This window comes from Thioclava sp., assembly GCF_048263065.1.
GTDB lineage: Bacteria > Pseudomonadota > Alphaproteobacteria > Rhodobacterales > Rhodobacteraceae > Thioclava.
In genome coordinates this window covers 17,955-35,354 of record NZ_JBLXEM010000001.1, presented here as the reverse complement: position 1 = coordinate 35,354, position 17,400 = coordinate 17,955, and the positions used below count along the sequence as shown (strand labels likewise).

Annotated in this window: 17 protein-coding genes; 12 read left to right on the top strand and 5 right to left on the bottom strand. The window is 59.8% G+C overall.

Translation table 11 applies throughout. The features are described 5' to 3' along the window. Positions 1-74: 74 nt before the first annotated feature. Together ACN0SD_RS00175 and ACN0SD_RS00170 are read right to left on the bottom strand one after the other, a co-directional pair. Positions 75-797, bottom strand: coding sequence for a response regulator transcription factor (locus ACN0SD_RS00175; protein WP_417806198.1), 723 nt, complete (start codon positions 795-797; stop codon positions 75-77). Next, positions 794-2,698 carry a PAS-domain containing protein gene (locus ACN0SD_RS00170; protein ID WP_417806197.1) on the bottom strand — a complete coding sequence of 635 codons (1,905 nt, stop codon included), beginning with the start codon at positions 2,696-2,698 and terminating at the stop codon, positions 794-796. The genes ACN0SD_RS00175 and ACN0SD_RS00170 overlap by 4 nt, the downstream gene beginning before the upstream one ends. A 220-nt stretch (positions 2,699-2,918) precedes the next feature. Between ACN0SD_RS00170 and ACN0SD_RS00165 the strand changes: the two genes are divergently transcribed. The 12 genes from ACN0SD_RS00165 to ACN0SD_RS00110 all read left to right on the top strand — a co-directional run bounded on the left by ACN0SD_RS00165 (position 2,919) and on the right by ACN0SD_RS00110 (position 15,408). Then, a complete protein-coding gene (locus tag ACN0SD_RS00165; RefSeq protein WP_417806196.1) occupies positions 2,919-4,895 on the top strand; it encodes an AMP-binding protein in 1,977 nt (658 codons plus the stop codon). Continuing rightward, entirely contained in the window at positions 4,892-5,713 is an 822-nt protein-coding gene (locus ACN0SD_RS00160) for an ABC transporter ATP-binding protein (RefSeq protein ID WP_417806195.1), read from the top strand. Before ACN0SD_RS00165 ends, ACN0SD_RS00160 begins: the two co-directional genes overlap by 4 nt. 41 nt (positions 5,714-5,754) lie before the next feature. Further along, positions 5,755-6,741, top strand: a complete 987-nt coding sequence (locus ACN0SD_RS00155; protein ID WP_417806194.1) for a branched-chain amino acid ABC transporter permease — start codon at positions 5,755-5,757, stop codon at positions 6,739-6,741. A 133-nt stretch (positions 6,742-6,874) separates the two neighbouring features. Then, on the top strand, positions 6,875-7,054 hold the full coding sequence (locus ACN0SD_RS00150; RefSeq protein ID WP_417806193.1) for a hypothetical protein: 180 nt from the start codon (positions 6,875-6,877) through the stop codon (positions 7,052-7,054). 40 nt (positions 7,055-7,094) lie between these two features. After that, complete coding sequence (locus ACN0SD_RS00145) at positions 7,095-8,171, top strand: branched-chain amino acid ABC transporter permease (RefSeq protein WP_417806192.1); 1,077 nt, start codon at positions 7,095-7,097, stop codon at positions 8,169-8,171. A 78-nt stretch (positions 8,172-8,249) separates the two neighbouring features. Beyond that, on the top strand, positions 8,250-9,536 hold the full coding sequence (locus ACN0SD_RS00140; protein ID WP_417806191.1) for an ABC transporter substrate-binding protein: 1,287 nt from the start codon (positions 8,250-8,252) through the stop codon (positions 9,534-9,536). Between the two features lie 58 nt (positions 9,537-9,594). Then, positions 9,595-10,419 (top strand): ABC transporter ATP-binding protein, encoded by an 825-nt coding sequence (locus ACN0SD_RS00135; protein ID WP_417806190.1) that lies wholly within the window; start codon positions 9,595-9,597, stop codon positions 10,417-10,419. 89 nt (positions 10,420-10,508) lie between these two features. Further along, positions 10,509-11,729 carry a phenylacetate--CoA ligase family protein gene (locus ACN0SD_RS00130; protein ID WP_417806189.1) on the top strand — a complete coding sequence of 407 codons (1,221 nt, stop codon included), beginning with the start codon at positions 10,509-10,511 and terminating at the stop codon, positions 11,727-11,729. Between the two features lie 53 nt (positions 11,730-11,782). Then, positions 11,783-13,438 (top strand): peptidoglycan-binding protein, encoded by a 1,656-nt coding sequence (locus ACN0SD_RS00125; protein ID WP_417806188.1) that lies wholly within the window; start codon positions 11,783-11,785, stop codon positions 13,436-13,438. 140 nt (positions 13,439-13,578) lie between these two features. After that, positions 13,579-14,214, top strand: coding sequence for a TetR/AcrR family transcriptional regulator (locus tag ACN0SD_RS00120; protein ID WP_417806187.1), 636 nt, complete (start codon positions 13,579-13,581; stop codon positions 14,212-14,214). Between the two features lie 11 nt (positions 14,215-14,225). Continuing rightward, on the top strand, positions 14,226-15,218 hold the full coding sequence (locus tag ACN0SD_RS00115; protein ID WP_417806186.1) for an MDR family oxidoreductase: 993 nt from the start codon (positions 14,226-14,228) through the stop codon (positions 15,216-15,218). A 10-nt stretch (positions 15,219-15,228) separates the two neighbouring features. Next, entirely contained in the window at positions 15,229-15,408 is a 180-nt protein-coding gene (locus tag ACN0SD_RS00110) for a hypothetical protein (RefSeq protein WP_417806185.1), read from the top strand. A 9-nt stretch (positions 15,409-15,417) separates the two neighbouring features. Here the strand turns inward: ACN0SD_RS00110 and fmt are convergent, their stop codons facing one another. Genes fmt through def (ACN0SD_RS00095) form a run of 3 tightly spaced genes read right to left on the bottom strand, consistent with a single transcriptional unit; the run spans position 15,418 to position 17,359 of the window. Continuing rightward, positions 15,418-16,314 carry a methionyl-tRNA formyltransferase gene (gene fmt, locus ACN0SD_RS00105; RefSeq protein ID WP_417806184.1) on the bottom strand — a complete coding sequence of 299 codons (897 nt, stop codon included), beginning with the start codon at positions 16,312-16,314 and terminating at the stop codon, positions 15,418-15,420. Further along, positions 16,314-16,814 (bottom strand): peptide deformylase, encoded by a 501-nt coding sequence (gene def, locus ACN0SD_RS00100; protein ID WP_417806183.1) that lies wholly within the window; start codon positions 16,812-16,814, stop codon positions 16,314-16,316. The genes fmt and def (ACN0SD_RS00100) overlap by 1 nt, the downstream gene beginning before the upstream one ends. After that, the gene (gene def / locus ACN0SD_RS00095; RefSeq protein WP_417806182.1) at positions 16,814-17,359 is read right to left on the bottom strand and encodes a peptide deformylase; all 546 of its coding nucleotides are present in this window, start codon (positions 17,357-17,359) and stop codon (positions 16,814-16,816) included. The genes def (ACN0SD_RS00100) and def (ACN0SD_RS00095) overlap by 1 nt, the downstream gene beginning before the upstream one ends. Positions 17,360-17,400: the final 41 nt, after the last annotated feature.

Here is a 17,400-nt window from a genome sequence, read left to right as displayed (position 1 = left end):
GGATTACGCAGTGCCTCAAAAAGGCAATGCATATGCAAAAACTGCAAGCACGCGCGGGTCACCTTAGCGTGAGACTAGCTCCAGCGAACCTCACCCAGAAAAATGTAGCCCGCGCCGTAGATCGTTTTGATCAGTCGTGGGTTTTTCGGGTCTTCTCCCAGCTTGGTGCGTAAGCGTGAGATCCGCACATCCATTGCGCGATCAAAGCTGTCACCCGCCGCACCGCCCAAAGATTCCTGCATTTGCGCACGGCTGATCAGCCGGTTCGGGCTTTCGAGAAACAGCCGCAGCACCTCGCCCTCGGCATGGCTGAAGGATGTCTCGCGCCCGGTCTCATCAACCAGCATGTAGCGGTCGAAATGCGCCTTCCAGCCCGCGAAACTGGCGCTGTTGGCCGTGTTCGCCGCCCCGGAACGCCCCTTGCGCAGCCGGGCACGGATGCGCGCGACCACCTCGGCGGGATCGAAGGGTTTGATGATGTAGTCATCGGCCCCCAACTCAAGGCCCGTCACCCGGTCTTGCACTTGTGCGCGCCCCGAAATGATGATGATCGCCGCCCCAGATTCGAGCGCCAAGCGATGCACCAAGGCCAGCCCGTCGCGATCTGGAAGACCCAGATCGACAAGGCAGACATCGGGAGCGGTGCGGCGCAGCGCGGCCTCAAACTCAGTTGCGCGCCCGTAGCAGGTGGTGCGAAACCCCGCCTCTTGTAGTGCATCCGACAGCATCCGGCGAATTTCCGGTTCATCGTCAAGGATCGCGACATGAGGTTGATCGGCGGGCTGATTGGCGGTCATGGTTTGGGTCCAGATAGATGCGCGGCAAGTTGCGCTGCGTCAAAGGGTTTCTGGATGACGGGGCAGGGTGCGCTTAGCCGCAGCGCATCGCCCGGCGGCAGTGACGTCATCAAGATCACCCGCACCTGATCGCCGATCGCATGGGCAAGGTCCACCCCCGTGCGCGATCCGGCAAGCTGAATATCGGACAGCACAAGGCCGATATCGGGAACCGCCATAAGCGCCAGTGCCTCGGTCACATTGCGCGCTTCGATGACCGTGTGATCCATCGCTCGCAACATCTCGCGCGTCGTGGAGCGAATATCCTCATCATCCTCGACAAGCAGCACCAGCATCGGCGTGGCCGACATGGCAGCAGGACGCAGCGGTAAGCGCAGCGTGACGCGCGCGCCCTCGGGCGTGTTGGCCAACCGAACCGTTCCGCCCGCCAGCTTGGTTTGATCATACACCATCGACAGACCCAGCCCTGATCCCTCGCTGCCCTTCGTGGTGAAAAACGGATCGAGCCCTTGATTAAGGGCGACTGGTGAGAATCCGCCCCCCTCGTCGCTTACGGAAATCTCGACCCAAGTGTCGCGCACCCGATGGGCGGCGATGCGGATAGCCCCGCCCGTGTCGCGCATTGCGTCATTGGCGTTTAGGATCAAGTTGAGAATGCTGTCTTGCAACGGGCCGGGATCAAGCAGAACCGGGTCCTCCAGCCCCTCTATTGCAATCTCAAGGCTGACCGTTTCGCGCAGGGTCGGCCCCGCCATCGCCGCCAGATCGTCAAACAGATCGGCGAGGACAACGGCTTGCGGGCGCAGCTCGCGCGGGCCGGAAATCATGGCGAGGCGATCCAACAACGTGCCCCCGCGCCGCGCCGCGCCCAAGGTCGCGCGGATGGCGTCCTGCGCATCCTCGGACAAGCCCTCCATCCGCTCGAGCCGCCCTTGCAGCCCCAGAATGATCGTCAGCAAATTGGCAAAATCATGCGCCAGTCCCGAGGACAGCTTGGCGGCCAATTCGCGTTTTGTGGTATGGGCCAACGCCGCGCGAGCCTGCGTTTCGGCGGTGACATCGGTGGACAGGACGAACACGCCATTGGCAGGTCCGTCCTTGCCGCGATCCGGCGTCAGCGCGATCCGGATGCGCCGATCAGAAGGGTCATGGGTGATTTCAATCACGTTTGCCTCACCGTTGAGCGCACGGTCCAATGCAGGTCGGATTTTGTCAAAGGTCGCAGGCCCCAGCGCCTCGGTCACTTGGCGACCAACCACATCTTCTTGCGAGCCCGGCATCACCGTAGGCAGCTTGTGGTTTGAGAAGGTGTAGATGAAGTCGCGATCGACATGGGCGATATGAGCGGGCATCATCTCGGTCACTTGCCGGGTGCGGGCCTCGGTGATCGTGAGCTGGCGCTGGGTCTCTTGCAACGCGGCATTGGTCGCACCCAAAGCGCGGTTGGCAGCGCCCAATGCCTCGGCATGATCGAGCACCTGTTCGGAGAGTTCCTCGGATCGGGCACGCAACAACGTCTCTTGGCGTTTGATCTCGGTGATATCGGTATAGACGGTGATCCAGCCGCCTTGTGGCAGTGGCGCGCCCTCGACCGAGATCGTGCGGCCATTGGCGCGGGTGCGCTCCATGTAATGCGGGGCAAAGGCGCGCGCGGTTTCAACGCGGTCACGCACGGCGGCCTCGATGTCATCCACCGGGCCATATTCGCCCTGCCGCACAAGATAGCGAACCGTATCTTCAAATGTGGCACCGGGCTGCGTCAGCGGATCGGGGAGCTTGAACATTTCCCTATACGGGGCGTTTGACACAGCTAGCCGCAGTTCGCTGTCAAAGATCGACAACGCCTGAGCAATCAGGTTCAGCCCCGCCTGTGTCAGCCTTTCATTTGCGCTTTCGGTCACTGCGTCCCCCTTTGCGTGATCATCGCTAGCACCCCGCGCCGCCCCGCGCAAATTGGGCTTGGTGCGCGGGGTCGCACCGGACCAACTTGTAAGAATTCGTTACAATCACGAAAACATCACGAAAACTTTGACAGCGAGCCTAGCGCCATGCCGAACTGGGCGCGGAGGATTCGCCGAGTGCGGAGAGGGACGCCGGGCGACCGGCGCGAGGGAGGATAATTTGGCTGAGGCAGTCACGAAGGGGCACGAGTCTGCCCAATCGATTCCTGCGTTGTTGGCGCGCAACGTAGACCGTTTTGGCGGCTATCCCGCCTATCGCGAAAAGGAATTCGGGATTTGGCAAAGCTGGACCTGGGCCGAAACGTCTGACGAGATTCGCGCTATGGCGTTGGGCTTTCTCAGTCTTGGTGTCGAGCGCGGCGATCATATCGCGATTATCGGGCGCAACCGCCCGGCGCATTACTGGGCGATTGTCGCGGCGCAGATGTGCGGTGCGATTCCGGTGTCGTTGTATCAGGACGCGGCGGCTGACGAGATGGCCTATGTGATGGACCATTGCGGCGCGCGTTTCGTTGTGGCGGGCGATCAAGAGCAGGTCGACAAGATCCTTGAAATCGGTGATCGCATCCAAGACATTACCCATGTCCTGTATACCGACAAGCGCGGTATGCGGAAATACGACCATTCGCGTATGAATGCGTTAGCAGATTTGAAGGCCGAAGGACGTGCGAGCCATCAGCGTTATAAGCCGGAACTTGATCGCCGCATTGCCGAGCTGGATTACGACAGCACTTGCGTGATGCTCTATACGTCTGGCACCACCGGTAAGCCCAAGGGTGTCGTGCTTTCGAACCGCAATATCATCGAGACCGCCAAGGCGAGTTCCGAGTTCGATCATCTGGATCACAACGATGAGGTTCTGGCCTATCTGCCTCTGGCGTGGGTGGGCGATTTCATTTTTTCTATCGGGCAGGCGTATTGGACAGGCTTCACGGTGAACTGCCCTGAAAGCCCCGAAACTATGATGACCGATCTGCGCGAAATCGGTCCGACCTATTTCTTTGCCCCGCCGCGGGTGTTTGAAAACCAGCTCACCACCGTGATGATCCGCATGGAAGATGCAGGTCGGGTCAAGAAATGGCTGTTTGATCACTACATGGAAGTCGCGCGCAAGGTTGGGCCCGATATTCTGGATGGCAAGCCGGTCAGCTTTGGCAAGCGCCTCTCCTATGCGCTGGGCAATCTGTTCGTCTATGGGCCGCTCAAGAACACGCTGGGCTATTCGCGCATTCGCGTGGGCTATACCGCAGGCGAGGCGATTGGCCCCGAGATTTTCAGCTTTTACCGCTCGCTCGGGATCAACCTGAAGCAGCTTTACGGGCAAACCGAGGCGTCGGTGTTCATCACCCAACAACCCGATGGCGAGGTCCGCGCAGATACCGTGGGCGTGCCAAGCCCCGGCGTTGAGGTTCGCATCGGCGAAAATGGCGAGGTTTACTACCGCAGCCCCGGAACCTTTGTGGAGTATTACAAAAACGCCGAAAGCACCGCCTCGACCAAAGATTCCGAGGGTTGGGTGGCGACAGGTGACGCGGGCTTTTTCGAACCCGACACTGGCCATCTGCGCATCATCGACCGCGCCAAGGACGTTGGAAAACTGGCCGATGGTCGGATGTTCGCGCCAAAATACGTCGAGAACAAACTGAAATTCTACCCAGCAATTCTTGAGACCGTGGTGTTCGGCGCGGGTCGTGACCGCTGCACGGCGTTTATCAACATTGACCTTGCGGCGGTGGGCAACTGGGCCGAGCGTAACAACATTTCTTACGCTTCTTATCAAGAGCTTGCGGGTCATCCGCGCGTCTATGAGATGATCCGCGAGCATATCGAAGAGGTGAACGAAAGCGTGGCGCAAGACCCGATGCTGTCGGGCTGCCAGATCCATCGCTTTCTGATCTTGCATAAGGAATTGGATGCCGATGATGGCGAGCTAACACGCACCCGCAAAGTGCGCCGCAACATCATCGCCGAGAAATTCGCTGATCTGATTGGGGCGCTCTATGACGGTAGCTCGGAAATCTACACCGAAACGGAAGTGACCTATGAGGACGGCCGCAAGGGCGCGATCAAGGCCACGCTGCGGATCGAGGACGCGAAAGTGGTGCCAGTCAAACCGATCGCGGAGGCCGCAGAATGAAGGATATGAACGAGGGCTACATGACCCCGGATGGCCGCCAGATCGGCGGCGTGTTGATGGAGCTAAAAAACATCACCTTGAAATTCGGCGGTGTGACAGCAATTGAAGACATCTCGTTCGACATTCGCGACGGCGAAATTCGTGCGATTATCGGGCCGAACGGGGCGGGTAAATCTTCGATGCTGAACGTGATCTCGGGGTTCTATATCCCCACCGAGGGCGAGGTTTGGTTCAAGGGATACAAGCGCGGGCCGATGAAGCCTTATAACATCGCGCGTCTGGGCATTGCGCGCACCTTCCAGAATATCGCGTTGTTTGACGGGATGTCGGTGCTCGACAACATCATGACGGGGCGTCTGACCAAGATGAAGAAGGGCCTTTTGGCGCAAGCCGGATGGTGGTGGACGGGGGCCGCGCGCGAAGAGTACGAAAATCGCGATAAGGTGGAGCGGATTATTGATTTTCTGGAAATTCAGAATATTCGGAAAACTCCTGTTGGTCGCCTTCCCTATGGTTTGAAGAAACGGGTCGAATTGGCGCGCGCGCTGGCGGCCGAGCCCAAGATCCTACTGCTGGACGAGCCGATGGCCGGGATGAACGTCGAGGAGAAAGAGGATATGTGTCGCTTTATCCTCGATCTCAACGACGAATTTGGCACCACAATCGTATTGATTGAGCACGATATGGGCGTGGTCATGGATATTTCTGACCGCGTGGTCGTGATGGATTACGGCAAGAAAATCGGTGACGGCGCGCCCGATGAGGTACGCAACAATCAAGCCGTGATCGACGCCTATCTGGGGGTGGCCCATGACTGATTTCTCGCAAACGCAACGCGGTTTAACCGGAGGGGCACATCATGCCTGATCAACTCGTCTACGCGATGGAAGTGACGCTGAACGGGCTGATGGCGGGGGTGTTGTATTCGCTCGTGGCGCTGGGCTTTGTGCTGATCTTTAAGGCATCTGGCGTCTTTAACTACGCCCAAGGGGTGCTGGCGCTCTTTGCGGCGCTCACGCTGGTGGGTATCCAAAAGGGCCAAGTGCCCTTTGCCCATATGATCAATGCGATGACGGGCGGACATCTGACCGATTTCGGCTGGCAAGTGCCTTCGATAATCGCAATTTTGCTAACGGCTGTGGTGATGGTGCTGCTGGCCATCGTGATTGAGAAACTGGTGCTCAAGCATCTCGTTAATCAGGCCCCGATCATTCTGTTCATGGCGACCATTGGCATGGCCTATTTCCTTGAGGGGTTTGGCGATGTGATGTGGGGCGCGGATATCAAGACGCTTGATGTCGGCCTGCCCCAAGGTATCAACGAAACCATCGAAACCGTCACCGACCGCTGGTTCGGATATGGGTTCTTTATCGACAATCTCGATATTGTCGCGACCTTGGTGGCGATTTTGTTGGTCACCGCGCTGACGCTGTTTTCGCAATATTCCAAGCAGGGCCGCGCCTTGCGCGCTGTGGCCGATGATCACCAAGCCGCGTTGTCGGTGGGGATCTCGCTGCGCTTCATCTGGATTTTGGTCTGGTCGATTGCGGGTTTTGTGGCGCTGGTTGCCGGCATCATCTGGGGCACGAAATCGGGGGTACAGTTTTCGCTTAGCCTGATCGCGCTCAAGGCATTGCCGGTGCTGATGCTGGGGGGATTCACCTCGATCCCCGGTGCGATTGTGGGCGGCTTGATCATCGGCGTAGGTGAGAAATTGTTTGAGTTCTCAATCGGTCCGATGATCGGCGGCGCGACTGAAAACTGGTTCGCCTATGTGCTTGCACTCGTCTTCCTCGTCTTCCGTCCGCAAGGGCTGTTTGGCGAGAAAATCATCGAGAGGGTTTGAGCGATGTCACGGATCTGTGAAAATCTTCTTGATCACGGCTCGGGCGTGCGACAAGCTGTCGCATATCGTAGCGTCAAGGCAGAGGAGGCCCGTCGTTACGAGCGCGTAACGAGCAAAGGGAGGTCCATTGCCCATGAAAATCTGTGCGACCGTATTCACCATCGGATGGGGGGCAGCGCTTGTCTTCGGCTGGATCGCATTGGCGGCCCCGCCAGAAGAGGCATCGCAAATGCGCTCGATCACAATTGTGCTGGCCGCATTGGGCGCCGGGGCTGGTCTTTGGGCTTGGCTCAGGATTCGACGCGGCTGCTAACGGGAGAGATCGCCGTCTTCCCGCATAAGGGGAGAAGCTGATGTTTTACCGTGAATCTGGTGATTTCAAGACGTCCTACAGTGAGGACAGTCAGACATTCCCGATCAAATTCGACCGGCTGCGTTATTATGCGGTGCTGGCCGTGGCCTTCGGAATCATACCGCTCTTCATCAACGACTATTGGGCCAACGCGGTGGCGGTGCCCTTCCTGATCTACGCGATTGCCGCGATCGGGCTGAACATTTTGGTGGGCTACGCGGGCCAGGTTAGCCTTGGCACCGGAGGTTTCATGGCGGTGGGGGCTTACGCCGTTTACAAGCTGATGACCGCGTTTCCTGAAGTGTCGATCTTCATCCATGTGATCTTGGCTGGACTTATCACGGCGGCTGTCGGCGTGGTGTTTGGCTTGCCCAGCTTGCGCATCAAGGGGTTCTACCTCGCGGTGGCGACACTGGCGGCGCAGTTCTTTCTTGTCTGGCTTTTCAACAAGGTGCCGTGGTTTTACAACTACTCCGCCTCCGGCCAGATTAACGCGCCCGAGCGCACGGTGTTTGGCGTGTTTGTGACGGGCGCGCAGACCTCGGCGATGGCGAAATACATGTTCTGTCTCGTGATGCTGACTCTGGTGGCACTAGTGGCGCGCAACCTGACGCGCGGCACCGTGGGGCGCAAATGGATGGCGATCCGCGACATGGATATCGCCGCCGAGATCATCGGTGTGAATCCGCTCACGACCAAACTTTCGGCATTCGCGGTCAGCTCGTTCTTCATTGGCATTGCAGGGGCCCTGTTCTTTGCGGTCTATCTTGGCGCGGCTGAGGTGGGTGAGGCTTTCGGGATCCAGAAATCGTTCCTGATCCTGTTCATGGTGATCATCGGCGGGCTTGGCTCGATCTTCGGGTCCTTCGCGGGGGCGGCGTTCCTCGTGCTGTTGCCGGTGTTCTTGAAAAACCTACTGGTGGGCACGCTAGGATGGCCGACCGATCTGGCCGCGCATGTTGAGCTGATGATCGTGGGCGGGCTGATCGTGGCCTTCCTGATCGCCGAGCCCCACGGCATCGCGCAGCTTTGGCGCGTCGCAAAAGAGAAACTCCGGCTTTGGCCCTTCCCACACTGACGGAAGGCGCTGCCCAACATCGAAGAACCGGGATCAACCCGGCGCGATAACTGACTGACTCTCTGGGAGGAGATGCAAATGAGAAAGACACTTACCGCCTTGGTGGCCGCAGCGATGACGCTGAGCGCCGCCCCGGTCATGGCCGAACTGGTCGTGCCGAATTTGAGCTACCGCACCGGGCCTTATGCCGCGAACGGTATTCCCTACGCGGATGGTTTCAACGACTATTTCACGCTGCTCAATGAACGCGATGGCGGGATCGGCGGCGAAATCGTCAAAAGCCCCGAATGTGAGACCGCCTATAATACTGAAAAAGGTGTGGAGTGCTACGAGTCCACCAAGGGCGAAGGCGCGCTGGTCTATAACCCGCTTTCGACCGGCATTACCTATCAGCTGATCCCGAAAATGGCCGCAGATGGCATCCCGCTGTATACCCCCGGTTATGGTCGCACCTCGGCGGCCAATGGCAAGGTGTTCAAATGGGTGTTCAACTACCCGGCGAACTACTGGGACGGGGCCTCGGTCGCGGTAAAATACCTGATGGATCAGAACGGTGGATCGCTTGAGGGCAAGAAGATTGCGCTGGTCTACCATAACTCCGCTTATGGCAAGGAACCGATCCGCACGCTTGACGAACTGTCCAAGAAGCACGGCTTCACGCTGGCGACTTTGCCCGTCGATCATCCCGGTCAAGAGCAGAAATCGCAATGGCTGCAGATCCGTCGTGAAAAGCCTGACTATGTCATCATGTATGGCTGGGGCGTGATGAACCAGGTCGCTATCCAAGAGGCCGTGAACATCCGCTTTCCAATGGAAAATTTCATTGGCATCTGGTGGTCCGGTTCCGAAAATGACGTTGAATCCGCAGGGGATAAGGCGACCGGTTACAAGGCGCTTTCGTTCCACGGCACTGGCATGGATTACCCGGTTTACGCTGACATGAAGAAATATGTCGTGGACACGGGCAAGGCTAGCGGTGCGGGCGATCAGGTCGGCACGATGCTGTATTCGCGCGGCATGTATGCGGCGATCATTATCTCTGAGGCGATCCGCAAGGCGCAGGAAATCGCCGGAAAATCTGCGGTGAACGCGGCTGAAGTGCGCGACGGTTTCGAAAACCTCGATCTGACCGAAGCACGCTTGCAAGAACTTGGCCTGCCTGACTTTTCGCAGCCGATCAAGGCAAGCTGTGAAAACCATGGCGGACCGGGCGCTGCGCGTGTCTTCCAGTGGGATGCGGCGACCAAAAATTGGAACGCAGCGTCAGAATGGATCACCTCTGACAAGGAAGTTCTTGATCCGCTGATTGCAGAAGACTCGGCCGCTTACGCCAAGGAAGCGGGCATCGAGGAAGGTTGCAAATAACAGTCTGGCTCCCGGCCCAAGGGTCGGGAGCCACCTCTAACCCTTCGGAGTTTTTCCCATGCTCGATGACGTCAAAACCGATGCGACCCTGCTTGAGGTCAACAATATCGAAGTGATCTACAACCACGTCATCCTTGTTCTCAAAGGTGTCAGCCTAAGTGTGCCCAAAGGCGGGATCACAGCGCTGCTGGGCGGCAATGGCGCGGGGAAGACGACGACGCTCAAGGCGATTTCGAACCTGTTAAGGTCCGAACGCGGCGAGGTCACCAAGGGCAGTATCATCTATCGTGGCGAGCAGGTCCAAGATGGCGCCCCGGCCGATCTGGTGCGCAAGGGCGTGATTCAGGTCATGGAGGGTCGGCACTGTTTCGAGCACCTCACCGTTGAAGAAAATCTGCTGACCGGGGCATATACTCGTAAAGATGGCCGCGCCGCCGTGCAGGCCGATCTGGAGATGGTCTATAATTATTTCCCCCGCTTGAAGGAGCGCCGAAAATCGCAGGCGGGCTATACCTCGGGCGGAGAGCAACAGATGGTCGCGATGGGCCGCGCGCTGATGAGCCGCCCCGAAACGATTTTGCTGGACGAGCCTTCGATGGGCTTGGCGCCGCAATTGGTCGAGCAGATTTTCGAAATCGTGAAAGCCGTGAACGAGGCCGAGGGCGTGACCTTTTTGCTGGCCGAACAGAACACCAATGTCGCGCTGCGCTATGCGCATTACGGCTACATTCTGGAAAGTGGGCGCATCGTGATGGACGGCCCCGCGGCTGATCTACGCGAAAATCCGGATGTGAAAGAGTTCTATCTGGGCATGGGCGATGACGGGCGAAAATCGTTTCGCGATGTGCGCAGTTACCGTCGCCGCAAACGCTGGCTCGCCTAATCCTAACATATTGAATTTTAACACTTGCTGCGCAGCATGCTAGGCGCGGTATGGGGGCGGTTTTTCCGCAATAGAAAAAGGGCCGAGAGATGGGCGAATTTTACGATGAGCTGGAAACCCGTTCTGAGGACGTGCGTGAGGCCGCGATTGCAGCGGCGCTTCCCCGTCTGATCGCCAATGCGATGAAGGCTTCGGGGGTTGCTGCACACCTGAATGGCATTGACCCCGCCCAGATCGCAGACCGTGCTGCCTTGGCAAAGCTCCCTGTTTTGCGCAAATCCGACCTTGGCATCGCGCAGAAAGCCGCGCCGCCTTTCGGCGGGCTGACCACGAAGCCCGCCCATGCGTTCGCCCATATCTTTCAGTCGCCGGGGCCGATTTATGAACCTGGCGATGTCTCGCATGACTGGTGGCGTCTTGGGCGCTTTGCCCACGCGGCAGGCGTTGGCCCCGGCGATATCGTGCAAAACTGCTTTGGCTATCACCTAACCCCCGCTGGCATGATGTTTGAAAGCGCCGCGCGTGCCGTGGGTGCGGCTGTGCTGCCTGCGGGCACCGGCCAGACCGAGCTGCAAGTGCGCGCCGCCTCTGATATCGGCACGACCACCTATGCCGGCACGCCCGACTATCTGCGCATCATTCTGGAAAAGGCCGATGAGATGGGGGTGAAACTTGCGCTCACCAAGGCCACCGTTTCGGGCGGCGCGCTGTTCCCGTCCTTGCGTCAGACTTACACCGATCGCGGCATTGCCTGTCTGCAATGCTACGCCACCGCCGATCTGGGCAACATCGCTTATGAAAGTCCCGCGATGGAGGGGATGATCGTGGACGAGGGCGTGATCGTTGAAATCGTGCGCCCCGGCACGGGTGATCCGGTTGCGCCCGGTGAGGTGGGCGAAGTCGTCGTGACAACGCTCAACCCCGATTATCCGCTGATCCGTTTTGCCACGGGCGATCTGTCTGCGGTGATGGAAGGCGTTTCACCTTGTGGACGCACAAATGTGCGCATCAAGGGCTGGATGGGACGCGCCGATCAGACCACCAAGATCAAGGGTATGTTCGTGCGCCCCGAGCAGGTCGCAGATTTTGTCGCAGCGCATCCTCAGGTTATCAAAGCGCGCGTCATTGCCAGCCGTGACGGCGAGATGGACGTGATGACCGTGCAGATCGAAACCGACGCGAGTGAACCCGCAGAGTTTGATGCAGGTATTCGCGCTGCGCTCAAGATGAAGGGTGTGGTCGAACTGGTTGCACCGGGCGCGCTGCCCAATGATGGCAAGGTCATCGACGATCAGCGGAAATACGATTGAGGAACTGATACGCCGCGATCCGAGTTATCTTGATTGGAGAGACGGAGGATCACATGCGTAAACTGCTATTGACGGGGGCCGCGATCGCGGCGCTTGCCGTGCCTGCGACTGCGGCCGATTTGGCGCTGATACTGGGCAATGCAAACTATGACCGAATGGGCGATGTCAAAGGCGTGGATGCCTCGCCCAAATCTCAATCGGGCCTTAAACAGGCTGGATTCGAGATCCTAGATATGAGCGACGCCGATGCGGGTGAATTGCGCACGCGGTTCCGCGATTTCGTGACCGAGGCACAAGGCGCTGACACGGTTGTCGTCGCGCTGTCGGGGCGCTTTGTTCACAGCAATTCCGAAACGTGGTTTTTGCCCGTTGATGCCCGCGATGGCACTTTGCCCGAAGCCGTCAGCGAGGCCTTGCCGCTTTCGGCCGTGATGACTGTGCTCGCGGCTCATCCGGGCAAAGCTGTGTTGCTACTTGGCGCGCAGGAACCGGGAGGAGCGCTGTCGGGCCTGACCACGCCCGGAATTGGCACCTTGAGTATCCCGCAAGGCGTAAGCGTCCTGCATGGCGAGCCCAAGCAAGTGGCCGCGCTGATGACAGGCGATCTCGCCCGGCCTGATGCGCCACTGGCTCAGGCGGCGAAGGAGGCCGGTCTGACGACATCGGGCTTTATCACGCGCGATCTGGCGCTGGTCACCGCGACAGGCAACACCGCGCCGCCACCCGCGCCAGTCAAGACGCCTCAAGCCGACCCGGCCTCACCCTACTGGGATCTGGCGAAATCCGAAGACACGATTGACGCGTATCAACTCTATCTTCAGCGCTATCCCAACGGAGCGAATGTCAGCGATGCAAAGGCGCGTATCGCCGCGCTGCAGGCTGCTCCGGAACAGCAGGCCAAATCCACCGAGGATGGGCTGAACCTTTCACGTGACCAGCGACGCGAGATTCAGCAAAACCTGACTATTCTAGAGTACGATCCCAAAGGTGTTGACGGGATTTTTGGCGCTGGTTCTCGGAGCGCCATTTCACGCTGGCAACGCGCGAATGCGTTTGATGACACCGGCTATTTGACGCGTGATCAGTTAACCAAACTTTCCGTACAGGGTGAAAAGCGTGCCGCGGAACTGGAGGCCGAGGCCAAGGCGCGGCAAGCCGAAATCGACCGCCAGGATCGCGCCTATTGGGAGCAGACAGGCAAGGCGGGTGATGAACCGGGCCTGCGCGTTTATCTCAAGAAATATCCCGATGGTCTGTTTGCAGATCTGGCGCAGGAGCGTCTTGACGCGATTGAGTCCGCACGTCGCGCCGATGCGCAATCTGTCGATCGTGCCGATTGGGATGCTGCGCGCCAAGTCGATACGGTTGCCGGCTATCGCGACTATCTGTCGAGCCGAGACAAGCCCGCCTTTCAAGCCGAAGCAGAAGCGCGTATCGCCGAGTTGCAGCAAAGGAACCAAGACAGCGCGCAAGATGCGCAAGCCAAGGCAGGCGAGGACGCCTTGGGTCTGCCCAATGTGGCGCGGCAATTGGTGGAGCAGCGGTTGTCGCAGATGGGCCTGAAGCCGGGCAAGGTGGACGGAACCTTTACGCCTGAGACCCGACGCGCGATCCGGCGCTATCAAACGGCTGGCGGGATGCCCGCGACGGGCTATCTGACTCAGGCGACAGTGGCACAGCTTTTGGCTGGCGCTATCGGGTTTCGCTAAGGTGAAGGGGGCGGCACTGTCGCCCTTTTCTACTGCGATCCTGCGATGCTTGCCTGTGTCACGAATGCCCGCAGCACCTGAGCTGGGACCTGCGATTCAATCTGCTTTATTATTCATACCACTTGGTATATTAATTAAGCATGATTGAGCCCGCCAACCAAAATCCCCGCCCGCGCGGTCGCCCGCGCCTTGCACCTGATGCGCAGGCGTCGCGCAAAGCGTTACTGCGCGCCGGACTCGCGCAACTAACCGAGCGCGGCTATGTCGCCGTGCGTCTTGACGACATCGTCGCGGCTGCGGGTGTGACGAAGGGGGCGTTTTACCACCACTTCCGCTCAAAGGCTGATTACGGCGCGGCTCTGATCGCGGAATATGACGCTTTTTTTCGCGCCCGGATCGCGCGAAGCCTTGGGCGCGCCGACCTTGCGCCGCTGGCGCGTTTACAGGACTTCGCCAAGATGGCCGAGACCGGGATGGCCCGGTTTGACTTCCGCCGGGGCTGCCTGGTCGGCAATCTTGGCCAAGAAATGGCCTCGCTGCCCAAAGAGTATCGCGCCATGCTGATCGCCGTGCTTGAGGGCTGGCAGGACATGACCGCCACCTGTCTGCGCGCCGCCCAAGACGCCGGTGAGATCGCATCAGATCAAGACCCAGAGACCCTAGCCGCCCTGTTCTGGACCGGCTGGGAAGGCGCGGTCTTGCGCGCCAAACTTGAACGCAACCCCGCGCCGCTGCGGCAGTTCTCTGCCGGATTTCTGCGCCTCGTATCGAAATAACGGAGTTCCCTATGACCCAAGCGATTGTCATCGAAAAGACCGACGAGACCCAAAGCGTTTCGCTGCGCGACGTTGATCTGCCGCCGCTGGCTGACGGCGAAGTGGCCGTGGATGTCGCTTATTCCACGTTGAATTATAAAGATGCGCTGGCATTGACCGGGGCCGCGCCGGTTGTGCGCAGCTTTCCGATGGTGCCGGGGATAGATTTGGCCGGTATCGTGCGCGAAAGCCTGCACCCTGATTATGTGCCGGGTGATCGCGTGGTACTGAATGGCTGGAGCGTGGGCGAGAAATACTGGGGCGGGCTGGGCGCTCGCGCGCATCTGCGCGGCGAATGGCTGGTGCCACTGCCCGAGGGGATCTCAATGCGTCAGGCGATGGCGATTGGCACGGCTGGCTACACGGCGATGCTGTGCGTGATGGCGCTTGAGGCCAATGGCGTCACGCCCGACAGTGGCGAAGTGGTTGTGACCGGGGCCACGGGTGGCGTGGGCAGCGTGGCCATCGCGCTGCTGGCGGCCAAGGGCTATACCGTGGCAGCCGTCACCGGGCGCGAAAGCGAGGCAGAGTATCTAAAATCGCTCGGCGCGTCGTCGATCGTGGCGCGCGAGGAACTGACGGGTAAGCCGCGCGCTTTGAATAAAGAGCGCTGGGCGGGCGCGATTGACGTTGTCGGCAGCACGGTCCTCGCCAACCTGATCTCGATGATCAAATATCACGGCACGGTCGCGGCCTGCGGTCTGGCAGGCGGTATGGACCTGCCCAGTTCGGTCGCGCCTTTCATCCTGCGCGGCGTGACGCTGGCCGGGGTCGATAGCGTGATGTGCCCGCGCCCTCGGCGGATCGAGGCGTGGCAACGCTTGGCGCGCGATCTTGACATGGACAAGCTGGAATCAATGGTGGTTGAGGTTGCGCTGGAAGAGGTGATTGCCACGGCCCCGAAATTCCTCGAAGGGCAGGTGCGTGGCCGGATCGTCGTGCCCGTCGCCCCCAAGCTTGGCTGACGCACCTGCGATGAGCGAATGCAATCCGCCCACCGAGCCAGAGGCCGCGCAACCGGGCCAGACCCGGCTGCGCGACTGTCCGGCATGGACCTACCTGCTGCAAGAGTTCTACGGCATCTATGCGCGCGGCTCTGCCGGAGGCAGCAAGGCGATCCGCAGCCATCGCAAACGGGTCGTGCAGGGGATCTGAGGGGTTTGCCTAAGCAAGCGTCTCGGGTAGCACCAAGCCGCGCAGAATGTCTTGCGCGGCCATTGGGCGCTTGCCGGGGCGCTGGGCTTGCAGCACTTCCAACGCCCCCGTTCCGCAGGCGATGGTGAAATCGTGCAGTACGCCGCCAGCCGGACCATCCCCTTCTGCCAAGGCGGCATGCAGCAGCTTGACGCGCTCGTCCCCGATCTCGACCCACGCGCCGGGGAAAGGCGACAAGCCGTTGATATGGCGCACGAGTTCAGTGGCAGGGCGCGACCAGTCGATGCGCGCCTCGGCTTTGTCGATCTTGGCGGCATAGGTCACGCCCGCATCGGGTTGCGCCGTGGGTTGCAACGTGTCGATCTGCGCCAGCGCGTCCAGAATCAGCCGCGCGCCCATTTCTGAGAGCCGATCATGCAGCGCGCCGGTGGTTTCGCTCGGGCCGATGTCGGTGGCTTCGCGCAGCAACACGGGGCCGGTATCGAGACCCGCCTCCATCTGCATGATGCAGATCCCGGTCTGCGCATCGCCTGCCATCACGGCGCGGTGGATCGGTGCCGCCCCACGCCAGCGCGGCAAAAGCGAGGCGTGGATGTTAAGGCAGCCTTTCGTGGGCGCATCCAGCACCGCTTGCGGCAGGATCAGCCCGTAGGCGACGACCACGGCAATATCGGCGTTGAGCGCGGCGAAGGCCTCGCGATCTTCAGCCGCTTTGAAATTGCGCGGAGTGCGTATATCGACGCCTAGGCGTTCGGCGCAAAGCTGCACCGGCGAAGGACGGTCTTTCTTTCCACGACCGGCGGGACGGGGGGGCTGCGAGTAAACAGCCACCACCTCATGCGCACTTGCCAACGCCTCAAGGACGGGAACCGAGAAATCAGGCGTGCCCATAAAGATCACCCGCATCAGGTTTTTCCCAGCTTTTTGGATTTCTGCACTAGCATTTTGCGACGCAACGGCGTCAGGTGATCGACGTAAAGCTTGCCGTTGAGATGGTCGATCTGGTGTTGCACCGAGGTCGCCCAAAGCCCGACGAAATCTCGATCCTCGCTTTCGCCGCTCTCATTTAGAAACCGCACCGTTACGGCGCGCGGGCGTTCGATCGGGGCGAAGACGCCGGGCAGGTTGGGTGAGGCTTCGTCATGTTTGCGCATCTGCACCGAGGCATGCAGCACCTCGGGATTCGCCATGCGCACGGCTTGCCCGCGCTTGTCCGAGGCATCGACCACGGCCAGACGCAGGGTGATTCCGATTTGCGGCGCAGCAAGCCCGACACCGGGCATCGCATCCATCGTTTCGACCATGTCATCCCAGATCATGCGCACGGTTTCGGTGATCGCCTCGACTGGATCAGCGGGTCGATGCAGGCGGCGATCATCAAAGGGCAGAAAGGCGCGCACCGCCATCAGGACAGAAGATCCTTGGAACTTGCCTCACGCGCGCGTTCACGTTTGAGTTTTTCCATCTTGCGGGTGATCATCTTGCGCTTCATCGGACCGAGATAGTCGATGAACAACTTGCCGTTGAGGTGATCGAATTCGTGTTGCGCGCAGGTCGCCCAAAGCGCATCGAACTGTTCCTCGTGGCTTTGTCCGTCCAGCCCGAGCCAGCGCATTCGCACCTCGGCAGGGCGTGTCACCTCGGCATATTGCTCGGGGATCGACAGGCAGCCTTCCTCATAGACGTTGGTGTCTTCCGAGGTCCAACTGACTTCGGGATTGATCATCACCATCGGCTCGGGCGTAGCGTCTTTTCCCTTAACGCAATCCATCACGAACAACCGCTTCATCACGCCAACCTGCGGCGCGGCCAGCCCGATACCGGGGGCCTCATACATGGTTGCAAGCATGTCATCGGCGAGTTTGCGGATCTCGTCGGTGACCTCGGCCACGGGGTCGCACACCTTTTTCAGGCGTGGGTCGGGATGGATCAGGATCTGTCTTAGCGTCATAGAAGGGGATTTAGGCGAACTACTCCGCCCTTGCAATGGCG